The sequence below is a fragment of the Austwickia chelonae NBRC 105200 genome, assembly GCF_000298175.1.
Classification (GTDB): Bacteria; Actinomycetota; Actinomycetes; order Actinomycetales; family Dermatophilaceae; genus Austwickia; species Austwickia chelonae.
The window spans coordinates 121,356-134,665 of sequence record NZ_BAGZ01000001.1; the positions used below are offsets into that span (position 1 = coordinate 121,356).

Annotated in this window: 14 protein-coding genes; 4 read left to right on the forward strand and 10 right to left on the reverse strand. The window is 65.5% G+C overall.

The annotated features are described in order from the left end of the window. Positions 1–253 precede the first annotated feature (253 nt). The gene (locus AUCHE_RS00530; RefSeq protein WP_006501296.1) at positions 254–955 is read left to right on the forward strand and encodes a hypothetical protein; all 702 of its coding nucleotides are present in this window, start codon (positions 254–256) and stop codon (positions 953–955) included. A gap of 34 nt (positions 956–989) precedes the next feature. On the opposite strand, the gene AUCHE_RS00535 is transcribed toward AUCHE_RS00530, so the two are convergent. From AUCHE_RS00535 to pyrH, 3 genes are all read right to left on the reverse strand, one after another. After that, positions 990–1,826: a phosphatidate cytidylyltransferase gene (locus AUCHE_RS00535; protein WP_006501297.1), complete on the reverse strand. Its 837-nt coding sequence runs from the start codon at positions 1,824–1,826 to the stop codon at positions 990–992. Positions 1,827–1,884: 58 nt separating this feature from the next. Then, positions 1,885–2,442 (reverse strand): ribosome recycling factor, encoded by a 558-nt coding sequence (gene frr / locus AUCHE_RS00540; RefSeq protein ID WP_006501298.1) that lies wholly within the window; start codon positions 2,440–2,442, stop codon positions 1,885–1,887. A 178-nt stretch (positions 2,443–2,620) separates the two neighbouring features. Continuing rightward, positions 2,621–3,364 (reverse strand): UMP kinase, encoded by a 744-nt coding sequence (gene pyrH / locus AUCHE_RS00545; protein WP_052024739.1) that lies wholly within the window; start codon positions 3,362–3,364, stop codon positions 2,621–2,623. A 216-nt stretch (positions 3,365–3,580) separates the two neighbouring features. On the opposite strand from pyrH, the gene AUCHE_RS00550 reads away from it, so the two are divergent. Then, entirely contained in the window at positions 3,581–4,189 is a 609-nt protein-coding gene (locus tag AUCHE_RS00550; RefSeq protein WP_006501300.1) for a class I SAM-dependent methyltransferase, read from the forward strand. A gap of 65 nt (positions 4,190–4,254) precedes the next feature. Here AUCHE_RS00550 and tsf read toward each other — a convergent pair whose 3' ends face one another. Together tsf and rpsB are read right to left on the reverse strand one after the other, a co-directional pair. After that, positions 4,255–5,079 (reverse strand): translation elongation factor Ts, encoded by an 825-nt coding sequence (tsf, locus tag AUCHE_RS00555; RefSeq protein ID WP_006501301.1) that lies wholly within the window; start codon positions 5,077–5,079, stop codon positions 4,255–4,257. A 51-nt stretch (positions 5,080–5,130) separates the two neighbouring features. Continuing rightward, on the reverse strand, positions 5,131–5,979 hold the full coding sequence (rpsB, locus tag AUCHE_RS00560) for a 30S ribosomal protein S2 (protein ID WP_006501302.1): 849 nt from the start codon (positions 5,977–5,979) through the stop codon (positions 5,131–5,133). A gap of 348 nt (positions 5,980–6,327) precedes the next feature. Between rpsB and AUCHE_RS00565 the strand changes: the two genes are divergently transcribed. Both AUCHE_RS00565 and AUCHE_RS00570 read left to right on the forward strand, forming a co-directional pair. Continuing rightward, a complete protein-coding gene (locus AUCHE_RS00565) occupies positions 6,328–7,509 on the forward strand; it encodes an aminotransferase class I/II-fold pyridoxal phosphate-dependent enzyme (protein WP_006501303.1) in 1,182 nt (393 codons plus the stop codon). A gap of 95 nt (positions 7,510–7,604) precedes the next feature. Next, positions 7,605–8,204, forward strand: coding sequence for a murein hydrolase activator EnvC family protein (locus AUCHE_RS00570; RefSeq protein ID WP_006501304.1), 600 nt, complete (start codon positions 7,605–7,607; stop codon positions 8,202–8,204). A gap of 30 nt (positions 8,205–8,234) precedes the next feature. On the opposite strand, the gene AUCHE_RS00575 is transcribed toward AUCHE_RS00570, so the two are convergent. The 5 genes from AUCHE_RS00575 to AUCHE_RS00595 form a co-directional block, all read right to left on the reverse strand. Continuing rightward, the gene (locus AUCHE_RS00575; RefSeq protein ID WP_006501305.1) at positions 8,235–9,017 is read right to left on the reverse strand and encodes a DUF3152 domain-containing protein; all 783 of its coding nucleotides are present in this window, start codon (positions 9,015–9,017) and stop codon (positions 8,235–8,237) included. Then, the gene (locus AUCHE_RS00580; protein ID WP_006501306.1) at positions 8,992–9,906 is read right to left on the reverse strand and encodes a tyrosine-type recombinase/integrase; all 915 of its coding nucleotides are present in this window, start codon (positions 9,904–9,906) and stop codon (positions 8,992–8,994) included. Before AUCHE_RS00580 ends, AUCHE_RS00575 begins: the two co-directional genes overlap by 26 nt. Positions 9,907–10,037: 131 nt before the next feature. Then, a complete protein-coding gene (gene dprA / locus AUCHE_RS00585) occupies positions 10,038–11,237 on the reverse strand; it encodes a DNA-processing protein DprA (protein ID WP_006501307.1) in 1,200 nt (399 codons plus the stop codon). After that, positions 11,234–12,793, reverse strand: a complete 1,560-nt coding sequence (locus tag AUCHE_RS00590; protein ID WP_006501308.1) for a YifB family Mg chelatase-like AAA ATPase — start codon at positions 12,791–12,793, stop codon at positions 11,234–11,236. Before AUCHE_RS00590 ends, dprA begins: the two co-directional genes overlap by 4 nt. Further along, positions 12,790–13,242 carry a YraN family protein gene (locus tag AUCHE_RS00595; RefSeq protein ID WP_081578072.1) on the reverse strand — a complete coding sequence of 151 codons (453 nt, stop codon included), beginning with the start codon at positions 13,240–13,242 and terminating at the stop codon, positions 12,790–12,792. The genes AUCHE_RS00590 and AUCHE_RS00595 overlap by 4 nt, the downstream gene beginning before the upstream one ends. Positions 13,243–13,310 lie beyond the last annotated feature (68 nt).

The window sequence follows — 13,310 nt, forward strand, 5'->3', positions numbered from 1 at the left end:
TGCGCGCTGGAGGATGAGCTGGCGATGGCATGATGCCCCCAGTCTCTCAGGACACTGGTCAGACATCTATTCTGGCGGCACTGCGGAGAGGGGTACATCGATGGCGTGGCGAAATGCCTTGCGACGGCTACTGAGCGGAGACTCTCACCCTGTTCCGGAGTCTGTCCCTGGAGCTTCCGCCCGCCCAGCCGGGGCTCTCGACAGCCAGCAGGAGAAGCCCGCCGTCGAGACGACGATCACCGAACCACCCCCGATGTCTCCGCCGCCCCCGCTCGAGGAGGAACATGCCCACCGTTTCGTCGCACACACCCTCGACGTGAGCATCGAGCAGATCCGGGAGTCCCTGCGGTTACGTGTGGTCGGCCTGGACAGCCTGCTCACCATCTCGGGGCTCCCGCACCTGCGGGCAGTGATGCCTGCCGTCGTCGAAGTCCTCGCCGTGGAGCTCGACGGACGGGTCATCATCCCCACCAGCCACGAGCTGGCCGGCGTGGGAAGCACTGCGGAAATGGTCGCGCTGGGCAAGGAGAACCTTCGTGCCGCGCTGGGCCGCAGCCTGGCCGAAGAGCAGATCACGTTCTCCGAAGAGGCCTCTTTCGTCGTGATCCGCAGGCCAGATGAGGAATCAGCCGCGAGTCTTGCGCTGGTCCTCCCCTCTGTCGTGTCGCGGCTCTCCCCCGGCCACGACCCTGCCCGCGGTGTCGCCGTCGCCATTCCGGACCAGGGGCGGCTGGTCTACCGCGCCTTCGACGGGCCCTCTTCCCTGACAGTCCTGGCCGACATGAGCAGATATGCGATCCAGTGGCACGAGAACGGTGAAGGGCCGGTCAGCCCCAAGGTCTACTGGGTGCACGGCCCTCAGTACGATCAGTGGGAACAGCTTTCCGGCCGTGAAGAGGACAAGGCGCAGATCTTCATTCCGCCTTCGTTGAGTCTCCTGGTGGGAGAGGACTGAAAGTCCTCCGAACGGGGTTCAGGGAGGCTCCCGGTTAGACCGAGGGAACGATCCAGGACATCATCAGCCACGACGCCGGAGCGACGACCAGCAAGCTGTCGATCCGATCCATGATTCCACCGTGGCCGGGCAGGATGCGCCCCAAGTCCTTGATACCTAGGTCTCGTTTGATCATGGACTCCACCAGATCGCCCAAGGTGGCCAGCCAGACGACCACGAAGCCCATCAAGGCTCCGGCCCACCAGGCTCCTCCCAGGAAGAGAGGGACGGCCAAGGCCCCGGTCAGCACGCAGGCCGAAGCCGACCCTGCGAAGCCCTCCCAGGACTTCTTCGGGCTGACCGAGGGCGCCATCGGATGCTTCCCTGCTATCACACCGACCGCATAACCACCGATATCGCTGGCAATGGTGACCAGGACGAAGACCACGATCCGGCGTACCCCGTCCGGCTCGGTCAGCATGAGCGCGGTGAACGCCGCCTGGAAAGGCGCATAACCCACGACGAAGGCACCTGCGCTCACGTCACGTGCGGCGCCATCCAGCCCTCTGGCCGCACGCCAGAGCACGATCACCAGCAGGGTAGCCGCCATCGTGAGCAACAACGCGCCGGCCCCGCCCAGGTAAGCCGCGGGCCCCATCGACACTGTCGCCACCAGACAGGGTGCCACCGGAAGATGGACCTTGCTGGCAGCGAATCCCCTGCGGAGCTCGAAGATCCCGATCGTCAACGCAACAGTGTAGAGCAGCACCCATCCCCAGGGGACGAGCACCAGGCTGGCGACGATGAGCGCGCCCAGACCCACTCCGACCCCGATGGCCACCGGGAGATTCCGCCCGGCTTTAGGAGCCTTGGCCTGCGAAGCATCAGTCATGGCAGGTGGTGGAGATGTAGACATTCGTTCGTCGTGGACCCTCCGGGAACTGTCGAGGTCAGACCTCGAGCAGTTCGGCTTCCTTGCCCTTCAGCAAGGTGTCGACCAACTCGGTGTGCTTCTTCGTGGTCGCGTCCAGTTCTTTCTCGGCGCGCATCCCCTCGTCCTCACCGATCTCGCCGTCCTTGATCAGCTTGTCGATCGCGTCCTTCGCGTGACGGCGGACATTGCGCATCGAGACCTTGGCGTCCTCACCCTTACGGTGGGCCATCTTGATGTATTCCTTGCGCCGTTCCTGGGTGAGTTCGGGGAAGACACAGCGGATCGCATTGCCGTCGTTGCTCGGGTTCACCCCCAGCTCCGAATCGCGGATGGTCTTCTCGATCGCGGCCATCGCGCCCTTGTCGAACGGGGTGATCAACATCGTCCTGGCTTCCGGGGTCTGGAAGCTGGCGAGCTGCTGCATCGGAGTCGGCGCCCCGTAGTAGTCCACCAGGAGTTTCGTGAACATCCCTGCGTTGGCCCGGCCTGTCCGGATCCCGGAGAAGTCCTCCTTGGCGACCTCGATCGCCTTCTCCATCTTCTCCTCGGCCTCGAACATGATCTCGTCCAGCATGACTGCTCCTGTCCTGGTGTGCCGGCTGCTGAGGCTCGGCGGTACGCATCCGGTGCGGTGGTGTCGTGGGGCCCATCGTGTCAGACTCCGCTGCGCACCGTGGCCCGTACGGTGTGTCGGAGGGTCGGCCGACTGAGCAGGAGCGTCAAGAACACTTTTCTCTGCCCACGGCATGGGTTCAGGCCGAGTACACCTCCGTGCCGATGCGCTCCCCGGTCAGTGCACGCCGGATGGTCTCTTCACCCTGCATACCGAACACGATCATGGGAAGCCGGTTCTCCATGCACAGGCTGAAGGCCGCAGCGTCCACGACCTTGAGTCCTTCGCTGAGGGCCTGTCCGTAACTGACCCGTTCGAGCTTGCGTGCTTCCGGGTTGGTCCGGGGATCTGCGTCGTAAACGCCGTCGACGCCGTTCTTGCTCATCAACACCGCATCACAACGGCATTCCAGGGCCCGCTGGGCAGAGACGGTGTCGGTGGAGAAATAGGGCATCCCTGCGCCAGCGCCGAAGATGACCACACGCCCCTTCTCCAGGTGCCTCATCGCACGACGAGGAATGTACGGCTCTGCTACCTGGCCCATCGTGATCGCGGTCTGCACCCGGGTGTCGATGCCCTGTTTCTCCAGGAAATCCTGGAGCGCCAGGCAGTTCATCACCGTACCCAGCATGCCGATGTAGTCGGCCCGAGCCCGGTCCATGCCCCGCTGCTGCAGTTCGGCACCCCGGAAGAAATTGCCCCCTCCGACGACGATCGCGACCTGGATCCCGGTGCGCGCAGCATCAGCGATCTGCTTGGCGATCCCCCGCACGATATCCGGGTCCACTCCGATCTGTCCGCCCCCGAAGGCTTCTCCCGAGAGCTTCAGCAGCACCCGCTGGTAGTCACGCTGGTCGTTCTGCGGAGCAGGTGCCGTGGTCAAAGTCGTCTCCCTCGTGGGGGCGGATGCGGTCACCCGATCCTCCCACAGGCTGGCCCCGGGGCGCCAAGTCGTCCGTCCTCGGCGGCGCAGAAGAGCCAGACGGTTCCGTGCCGCAGGATTCGGCCCCCGTTCCGTTCTGCTGGAGGCAGTCCGAGGACGGAGCTCACCTGCCCTTACGGTGGTGACAGACCGCTATTCCTAACTGGAGGAGAACGCGTGAACCGCGAGCCGAGCAACTGGGAACGTATCGTCGCCGAGAACCCTGACCATTCACATTGGTATATCGAACGATTCCGCAATATGGCCCGACGAGGAGACGACCTCGCGGGTGAAGCGCGCCTCGTCGACACCTTGATTCCTCGTAACGCCCGGGTACTCGACGCCGGGTGCGGACCGGGTCGTGTAGGCAGCGTTCTCCACGGGCTGGGCCATGACGTCGTGGGTGTGGACGTCGATCCGGTGCTGATCGAAGCTGCTCAGCAGGACCATCCCGGAGCTACCTGGCTCGTCGGCGACCTCGCGCTCCTCGATCTCCCCGCGCAGGGGGTCAACGAAGGGTTCGACGCCATCGTGTGCGCAGGAAATGTGATGACCTTCCTCGCCCCCAGTACACGTGGAGAGGTGCTCCGGCGTTTCGGTCTGCATCTGCGCGAAGGAGGACGGATCGCGGTGGGCTTCGGAGCAGGCCGTGGCTACTCCTTCGAGGAGTTCCGCGCTGATGTCGCTGCGGCAGGGCTGGCTGAAGATCTTTTGTTGTCCACCTGGGATCTGCGCCCGTTCTCCTCGGAGAGCGGTTTCCTCGTCGCAGTCCTCCGACAGGCCTGAGAGGAACCGACGACGGAGCCCGTACCTCCCCAAGGAGGTACGGGCTCCGTCGAAACGGGGTCAGATCACTGACCGACGCGGATGCGTGCGAAGCCCTTGGCCTCGGTGCCCGCCTCTTTCAGGACCTGCTGGACCGTCTTCTTCTGATCCTTCGCGAACTTCTGCTCGAGGAGCACGTTCTCGGCGAAGAAGCCGTTCACCCGGCCTTCCACGATCCGGGGAAGAGCAGCCTCAGGCTTGCCCTCCTCCTTGGCCGTGGCCTCGGCGATCCGGCGCTCGTTCTCCACCGTCTCCGCCGGGATCTCCTCACGGGTGAAGACCGTCGGGGAGAAAGCAGCGATGTGCATCGCCACGTCCTTCGCCGCGACGTCGTCACCGTCGTAGGCGAACAGCACACCGATCTGCGCGGGCAGGTCGGGGCTGGTCTTGTGCAGGTAAGAGACGACCTTGGCGCCTTCGATGCGCGCCATGTGACGCACCTCGATCTTCTCGCCGATAGTGGCATTCGCCTCGTCGAGCACGACCTTGACCGACTTGCCGTCGATCTCGCTAGCCAGGAGCTCTTCAGGAGAGGCTGCCCCGGACTTGACCGCCTGCTCGAGAACGGTCTGGGCCAGTGCGATGAACTTCTCGCCCTTGGCCACGAAGTCGGTCTCGCAGTTGACCTCGACCATAACGCCGAGGCCCCCGTCGACATGAGCGGTGACCAGGCCGTTGCTCGCGGAGCGGCCTTCACGCTTGGTCACACCTTTGAGACCCTTGACGCGCAGCAGCTCGGTAGCCTTCGCCGCGTCGCCGTCAGCCTCGTCGAGGGCTTTCTTGACGTCCATCATGCCGGCACCGGTGGCCTCGCGGAGGGCCTTGATGTCAGCGGCGGTGTAATTCGCCATGCGATATCCCTATCTGTTCGATGCGGAAGTCTGGAACGACAGGCTGTGCACTCAGGCCTGAGGGGCTTCCTCGGTGGCGGGAGCAGCTTCGGCAGCAGCTTCAGCAGCCGGGGCCTCCACAGCGGGAGCGGCCTCGCCAGACAGGAGCTCGCGTTCCCATTCGGCCATCGGCTCCTCGGCAGCAGCGCCTGCGCCCTCTCCACGACCCTGGCTGCGTGCGATCAGACCCTCCGCCACGGCGTCGGCGATCACGCGGGTCAGCAAGGTGACCGAACGGATGGCGTCGTCGTTACCCGGGATCTTGTAGTCGACCTCGTCGGGGTCGCAGTTGGTGTCGAGGATCGCAATGACCGGAAGGCGGAGCTTACGCGCCTCGGTGACGGCGAGGTGCTCCTTCTTGGTGTCGACGATCCACACCGCCGAAGGAACCTTCTGCATGTCACGGATGCCGCCGAGGGTGCGCTCCAGCTTCTCCTTCTCCCGACGCAGGACGAGGAGTTCCTTCTTGGTGCGGCCGCTGCCCGCCACGTCGTCGAAGTCGATCTCCTCGAGCTCCTTCAGACGCGCGAGGCGCTTGTGGACAGTGTTGAAGTTGGTGAGCATCCCACCGAGCCAGCGGTGGTTCACATAGGGCATCCCGACCCGGGTCGCCTGCTCGGCGATCGGCTCCTGAGCCTGCTTCTTCGTCCCGACGAACAGGATCGTGCCGCCGTGGGAGACCGTCTGCTTGACGAACTCGAAGGCGTCGTTGATGTAGGTCAACGACTGCTGCAGGTCGATGATGTAGATCCCGTTGCGCTCGGCCATGATGAAGCGCTTCATCTTCGGGTTCCAGCGACGCGTCTGGTGTCCGAAGTGGACGCCGCTCTCCAGGAGCTGGCGCATGGTGACGACGGCCATGCCGAGGTCTCCCCTCATGAGTTCCAGTTGTCCACGACGATCACGGGTTTGCGACCGTCATGCCTGGCGTACGCGACATCCAGCCACCGGACCCAGAACCCCAAAGTGCGGAGAAACAGGACCCGGACTGCGACAGGACATCCCCTTCGTGAGGTCGACGACCTTCACAACCGGGACGGCGTACGCGCGAATTCCATCCCGGTCAGCCGAGACGGTGCTTCCATCTTACGTCCGTCTACGGGCGCACGACGAATCCACCACAGGACCTCCCCAGGCTTCCTCCTGAGGCATCGTCCCCTCCGTGGATACTCAGCGCCACATCACGAAACCCCTGGCTAAATTGTCAGCATGACTGCCCCCCTGACATCCCGCATGCGCGAGTTCGGCACGACGATCTTCACCGTCATGAGCGATCTGGCAGCCCGACACGGGGCCGTCAACCTGGGGCAGGGCTTTCCCGACACCGATGGTCCGGAACACCTCATGCGAGCCGCAGCGCAGGCCATCCAGGACGGACACAACCAGTACCCCCCGCTGCGAGGAAACGCCGTCCTGCGTGAAGCAGTCGCCGAGCACCAACATCGTTTCTACGACCTGTCGGTCGATCCCCACAACGAGATCCTCATCACCGCCGGTGCCACCGAAGGCCTGTCCGTATGCCTGAACGCGCTCTGTGAACCCGGGGACGAAGTCGTCCTCATCGAGCCTTTCTACGACGCCTACGCCGCAGCTGTAGCCCTGGCCGGAGGTCGACGCCGCACCGTGCCATTACGCGGCCCCGACCTCCGCCTGCAGGAGTCCGATCTCCGCGCAGCCGTCGGGCCCCGCACGCGCGCCATCGTCGTGAACACACCGCACAATCCGACCGGGAAGGTCTTCGACACGGAAGAACTCACCCTCATCGGCAAGATCGCGGTCGAAGCAGGGTGCTGGGTGATCACCGACGAGGTCTACGAACATCTGGTCTACGACGACGTCCGCCACGTCCCCCTGGCCGTGCTGGCACGCACCGTCCCGGAGCTGGCTCCTCTGGACGACCGGCTCCTGACGATCTCCTCGGCAGGAAAGACCTTCTCGGTCACCGGTTGGAAAATCGGCTGGATCACCGGACGCGCAGCAGGCATCGCAGCAACGGCCACCGTCAAGCAGTACCTGTCCTTCTCCGGCGGCGCACCTTTCCAGCCCGCGGTGGCCGCCGGGCTCCGGCAGGAGGACCGGCTCTTCGACGAACTCACCACCAGCATGCGCGTCCGGCGTGACATCCTCGCCGACGGCCTCCGCGAAGCAGGGTTCACCGTTCGCGGCGGCCAGGGCACCTACTTCCTACTGGCCGATGCGAGCCCCTTGGGAGTCACCGACGCCTCCGCCTTCTGCCAAGAGCTGCCTGCTCGCTGCGGCGTCGTGGGAATCCCCGTCACCGCTTTCTGTGACGAACCCGACCCTTACTCCACCCTGGTCCGTTTCGCCTACTGCAAACGTGAGGACGTTCTCGTCGAAGCCGCACGTCGGCTCCGCACACTGCATCACTGACAGCCGTTGTCCACAACCGTCCCGGGCCGGAGGACCCGCCCACATCTCGAAGTCGGAGAAGACAACACCGGCCCGGTACCAGGCACCCTCGTCGGATGATCCCCGCTGTCTCCTCTTCCCTGTCTGCGCTGGCCCTGAGCGGGCTCTTCCCACTACTCGTCCTCCCGGCCGGCCCCCCTCCGGAGAACGTCGCCGGGCTCGATCCACTCCCTGCGCAGACCTCTCTCACCGTGCGCCAGGACGCGGAGCCTGCAGAGGCGAACACCCCCGGCACACGTCGAGCACGATGGCAATGGCCGCTGTCCCCCAAACCACCAGTCGTCCGCCCCTTCGACGCGCCTCCTCAACCATGGCTCGCCGGGCACCGTGGCGTCGACCTCCTCTCCACCAGAGGTTCCGCAGTCCGTGCTCCCGCAACCGGGATCGTGGCCTTCCGAGGCTCTGTCGCCGGGCGACCGGTGCTGTCGATCGATCATCCCGGCGGGCTCAGATCCACTTACGAGCCGGTTTCCTCGTCGCTCACCCCCGGCACCCCGGTCGCTGCCGGTCAGGTGATCGGACAGATCGACGTCGATGCCTCGCACTGCGCCCCGCAGACCTGTCTGCACTGGGGGCTGCGTCGAGGTGAAACCTATCTCGACCCGCTCCGTATGATCCGGCTCGCACCCATCGTGCTACGCCCCACCACCGGTTGAGACCCCGACCTGAGCCGGCAGAATCCTCTCTCACGGATCCTGACCGGTCACCGGCCACGGATAACGTACGCAACCGTCCAGACCCAAGGTCTGCTGCAACATCACCGGAGCCGGCGATCCCGGGGCGGAACAAGGCTCGTGCCCGTGCCCCAGAGCGTGACCGACCTCGTGGTTGATCAGATAGATGCGGTAGTGGAGCAGGTCGTCCGGATAGCTGGGGGCACCTTGCCTCCACCGACGGGCGTTCAAGGCGACCCGGTCGCCGTTTCGGCAACTGACCTGCCCCTCGGTCCGCAGAGGAGCACACATCCGATCCACGGTGGACGGACTCGCCAGGGTGATCCTTACCTGCGGACGTTCCCCGGAGCGCAACTGCTCAGGTCCCAGGCTCACGAAGTGGACACTGTCCTGTGGTTCCCACCCCCGATGGTCGGTCAACACCTCCCGAACCAGTGTGCTGAACCCGTCGGCGTCCGCATCGGCGCCTTCCTCGACCTCCACCGAATAGCTCACCCTGCGCCCGACGCGGGGGCTGTCCTCTCCCGGCACGGACAACACCCGCAGATTACCGCTACCCGTGCTGGGCACCGGAGACGGACCCGAAGTCGTCGACGATGTCAGAGAACCCGCCTGGGTACCTTCCCGATCAGAAAGTCCTTCGGGGAAGAAGATCGGCCCGATCACGGCGGACAGAGTCAGCCCGACCGCGGCCCAGGACAGTCCCCGAGCAGGCGAGAGATGCCGGAGCTCTGCTCTCGATGCTATCGACGGGTCCTCCCTCGACCGTTCACGCTCGCGGATGGGCTTGCTCATACGAGCTCCTCAACCGTTCAGCGGAGACATGGGTGTAGATCTGGGTGGTGCCGAGGCTCGCGTGTCCCAGCAGTTCCTGAACCGTTCGGAGATCTGCGCCCCCCTCCAAGAGGTGGGTCGCTGCGCTGTGCCGCAAACCGTGCGGGCTCATATCAGGGGCTTCCGGCACGTGTGCGATCACCTCGTGCACCACCCGACGCACTTCGCGTGGGTTGACCCGCCTACCTCGACGTCCGAGGAAGAGCGCCGGCCCCGATCCTGCGGTGACCAGCGGAGTTCGCCCCCGGTCCACCCACAGACGGAGAGCACGGGCTGCCGGGATACCGAAGGGCACGATCCGTTCTCGGTTCCCCTTGCCGATGACCCTGGCGACACACTGATCGATGTCGATGTCGTCCACGTCGAGCAGGACGAGTTCCCCCACCCGGATGCCTGAGGCGTACAGGAGCTCCAGCATCGCCCGGTCCCGTATATGGACGGGATCCTCGTCGTCGGCGACCACCTCGGCCACGTTCATGACATCTGTGGCCTCCTGGACCTTGAGCACCCCCGGGAGGATCCGCCGCCGTGGAGGTGAGGCGAGCCTCTCGGAGGGGTCACCGGGGATCAGTTCCTGTTTGGCGGCCCAGTTGAAGAAAGCCCTCGCCGCGGCGGCACGCCGGGCGAGGGTTCCTCGAGCTGCCCCGGAGCCTGCCTGATCTGCCAACCAGGACCGCAGGTCGACCAGCTGGAACTGTCCCGGCCCGGTCAGTCCGTGTCTCCGACCGTAGTCCGCCAGATGCCGAAGGTCACCGAGATAAGCCCGCACTGTGTGTGGTGAAGCATTGCGCGCATGGCGTAGATATCTGCGGTACTCCTCGGTCGGGTGTTCCCAGGCATCTGTCGTCACAGGTCTCAAAATTCCTGAAGGACGGTCTCTCAAGCAAGTTCCCCCGCCGAGAGCCCTCCGACGGGCCCCGAGTAGACAGTGCGGATTCATGCCTGCAGGGCCAGTCAAAAAGCTTCTGCCGATCGACCTCGTCAGGTCCGCCGCCATCCCCAGGGGTCCTGGGTAGCCAGTCCCTCCAAAGAGAGCCGCCCCAATGCCGAACGCACCTCGCTCGGTGAGAGACCACCTTCCCCGGTCAAAGCGGCCAGGCCGAGACTCCGACGTGGAGAAAGCGCATCGAGCACTCGCCTGGACAATTCGTCCAGGCCGTCTCCCGGACGGTCCGGTGCTCTGCGTTCCGGAGCCAGATCGACACCGATCTGGCCGACTTCCTCGGCCACCTCGGCGGCGTCAGTGACCAAGGTCGCCATCCCCGAACGCACCATCTCATGACAACCGGCCGAGGCCATCGAGGTGACCGGTCCTGGAACAGCCATCACCGGACGATGCAGGGAGGAAGCCGTCCCTGCGGTGTTCCGTGACCCCGACCGCAGACCTGCTTCCACGACCACGGTGCCCGCTGCCATGGCTGCGATAATCCTGTTCCGCAACAGAAAACGCTGCCTCATCGGAGCAGCGCCCGGTGGCGTCTCGCTGATCACCGCACCGGACCGTGCGATCTCACCGATCAATCCGGTGTGCATCGCCGGATAGGGTCGGTCCACGCCCCCTGCCAGCACCGCGATGGTCGACCCGCCCACGGCGAGTGTGCCCCGATGGGCCGCGGCGTCGATCCCGCAGGCCGCTCCACTGACGATGGCGAAACCCCGCTCGGCCAGCCCTGCCGACAGCTCCGCAGCGTGGTTCTCCCCATAGGATGTGGAGGCCCGGGCCCCGACGACGGCCACACTGCGTCGACAGACCTCTCGAAGGTGAAGAGGGCCTCTGACCCACAGGATGTACGGTGGCCGTTCCAGGTCGTTCAAACCCTGAGGCCATTCGGGGTCGTCCGGGATGACGACGCGCCCGCCGAGTTGACCGATGCGCCCCAGGTCGGCGTCGAGATCGAGAGTGGACAGCCGCGCGGAGAAACGACCGTCCTCAGCTCCCTCCGGTAGCGAGGGCAACATGCGCAGCGCGGCGAAGGCACCATAGCTGGAGATCAGGCGATGGGCTTTGGCATCACCGGGCTCGGCGATCCGCGCCCACGCCGCCCGCGCTTCCCTCTCGTCGCCTGGTCTGCGTCCCCAGTTCTGCGGCCAGGCCGGCCAGGGGTCGCCATCCGGGCCGGCCGGGGGCAGGCCGGGCAGCGCCTCGGCGGGAAGGTCCAGAGGCAGGGAGATGCCGTTCATCCGTGTGCTCCTGCGTGTGCGCGTAAGGTCAGGGCGATACCGATGTCGGTCCGGGTCGGGGTGCCACCGCCGGCGAGGTCGCGGACAGTCTGGGCCAGCCGAAGCACCCGGTCGTAACCTCGCAGGGTGAGTTGGCCCCGTTCCAGGGCCCGGTCGAGATCGAGGCGAACTGTGGTTGGAACGGCGTGCACTCCTTGCCGGAGTTCGTGTCCGGGGACCTGGGCGTTGAGCGACCAGGGGCGTCCTGCGTAGCGTTCCTGTTGGATCGTCCTGGCCGCACTGACTCGCTCGGCGACAGCCGCGCTGTCCTCCCCTCCTGCGCCGCTGAGCATGGCCCTGTTGACCGCGGGAACCTGCACCTGGAGGTCGACTCTGTCCAACAGCGGTCCGACCAGACGTCCCAGGTAGTCGCGACGGGCGCGTGGGGTGCACGTGCACTCGTGACCTTTGCCGTGCCCGCGGCCGCAGGGGCAGGGATTCGCGGCAAGGACGAGCTGAAAACGTGCAGGATAGCGAACTGAGGCCCGGGAGCGCGCCACGACGACGGTCCCCGACTCCAACGGTTGGCGCAGAGATTGAAGAACGTGAGGACGGAATTCAGGCGCTTCGTCGAGGAAGAGCACCCCGTGGTGCGCCTGGGAGATCAATCCGGGTCTGGCCGCGCCGCTTCCTCCGCCGATCATCGCGGCCATCGAGGCACCGTGGTGAGGTGCGACGAAAGGAGCATGTCGGACGAGTACTCCTGCGGGGAGTGTCCCGAGAACGGAATGGATCGCTGTGCTCTCCAGCCCTTGTTCCTGAGTCAACGGCGGAAGGATAGAGGGAAGCCGTTCGGCAAGCATGGTCTTACCCGACCCCGGCGGTCCGAGCATGAACATGTGATGTCCGCCCGCCGCCGCGATCTCCAGCGCGAATCTCGCTTCGTCCTGACCGAGCACCTCTGCCAGGTCCGGCCTTTCACGCTCCAACGAGGGGTGCGCAGGAGAGGCCGCGCCGAGAAGTTCGGCCGGGTCCGGGTGTTCCGGCACCGGAAGTCCTCGCTCACGGGCCCCGTGCAGAGCTGACAGTTGGGAGAGGGTGTGAACCGGCCAGATGGTGATGCCCGGGACCAGCTCGGCCTCGGCGGCATTGGCTGCAGGGACGACAGCTGCTTCGACCCCGGCCTGTGCTGCGGCGAGCACCAGGGGAAGCACACCGTGTACCGGGCGGATGGTTCCGTCCAGGCCTAACTCACCCAGGTGCATCACATCCGCCACTTGGGAGACGGGGAGACTACCGGTAGCGCTCAACGCCGCCACGGCAATGGCTAGGTCGAGACCGGACCCGTTCTTCGGCAAGGACGCCGGTGACAGGTTCACCACGATCTTGCGCGCCGGAAGGTCGAGACCGGAGTTGGCGGCTGCCGCTCTGATCCGGTCAGCTGCCTGCCGGCAGGCAGCGTCGGGTAGCCCCACGATCAGGAAGGTGGGAAGGCCGTTGCCCACATCGGCTTCGGCCTGTACCAATGCCCCGTCGACACCGTCCAGCACGGCACCCCGAGTGCGTCCCAGCGTCATGAGACCACACCGATGAGGTGGTCGATAGCTGGACGACCGCCCTGCGGTATCAGGATCCCGATCACGTCGATCCGCAGGCTCCTGGTCCCGCTGCTCTCCTCGGGGTGCGCCAGCAACCACCATCCGGCAAGTTTCCGCAGGCGCGCGACCTTCTTCCAGGTGACAGCTTCTGCTGGCGCGCCGTAAGCGAGGCTCCGACGGGTCTTCACCTCACAGATCACCAGGTCGTGTCCGTCCTGGGCGATGATGTCGATCTCGCCGTCAGGACAGCGCCAATTACGACCGAGGATCTTCAGGCCTTTGTCCTGCAAGTAGCGGACAGCTAGTTTTTCACCGTAGGCACCCAAGGCCACTCGTCGCCGGTCGGCAGACCTACGGGCTCCGGTCCCGGTACGGCCCAGGACCGGGGTACTTCCTCGACGGCATTCCTCGCCGTGCACACTCGTCATAGAGCCCAGGCTGAGGCTCCGGTCGTTCCGGAACTCACCTGTCGGCGGTCAGCTGTGGAAGAAGGGGG

What these genes read in the sequence shown, in the direction of transcription:
- AUCHE_RS00530 (WP_006501296.1), top strand. Translation starts at nt 254, where the DNA reads ATGTCTCCGCCGCCCCCGCTCGAGGAGGAACATGCCCACCGTTTCGTC.
- AUCHE_RS00535 (WP_006501297.1), bottom strand. Translation starts at nt 1,826, where the DNA reads ATGACTGATGCTTCGCAGGCCAAGGCTCCTAAAGCCGGGCGGAATCTC.
- frr (WP_006501298.1), bottom strand. Translation starts at nt 2,442, where the DNA reads ATGCTGGACGAGATCATGTTCGAGGCCGAGGAGAAGATGGAGAAGGCG.
- tsf (WP_006501301.1), bottom strand. Translation starts at nt 5,079, where the DNA reads ATGGCGAATTACACCGCCGCTGACATCAAGGCCCTCCGCGAGGCCACC.
- rpsB (WP_006501302.1), bottom strand. Translation starts at nt 5,979, where the DNA reads ATGGCCGTCGTCACCATGCGCCAGCTCCTGGAGAGCGGCGTCCACTTC.
- AUCHE_RS00565 (WP_006501303.1), top strand. Translation starts at nt 6,328, where the DNA reads ATGACTGCCCCCCTGACATCCCGCATGCGCGAGTTCGGCACGACGATC.
- AUCHE_RS00570 (WP_006501304.1), top strand. Translation starts at nt 7,605, where the DNA reads ATGATCCCCGCTGTCTCCTCTTCCCTGTCTGCGCTGGCCCTGAGCGGG.
- AUCHE_RS00575 (WP_006501305.1), bottom strand. Translation starts at nt 9,017, where the DNA reads ATGAGCAAGCCCATCCGCGAGCGTGAACGGTCGAGGGAGGACCCGTCG.
- dprA (WP_006501307.1), bottom strand. Translation starts at nt 11,237, where the DNA reads ATGAACGGCATCTCCCTGCCTCTGGACCTTCCCGCCGAGGCGCTGCCC.
- AUCHE_RS00590 (WP_006501308.1), bottom strand. Translation starts at nt 12,793, where the DNA reads ATGACGCTGGGACGCACTCGGGGTGCCGTGCTGGACGGTGTCGACGGG.
- AUCHE_RS00595 (WP_081578072.1), bottom strand. Translation starts at nt 13,242, where the DNA reads ATGACGAGTGTGCACGGCGAGGAATGCCGTCGAGGAAGTACCCCGGTC.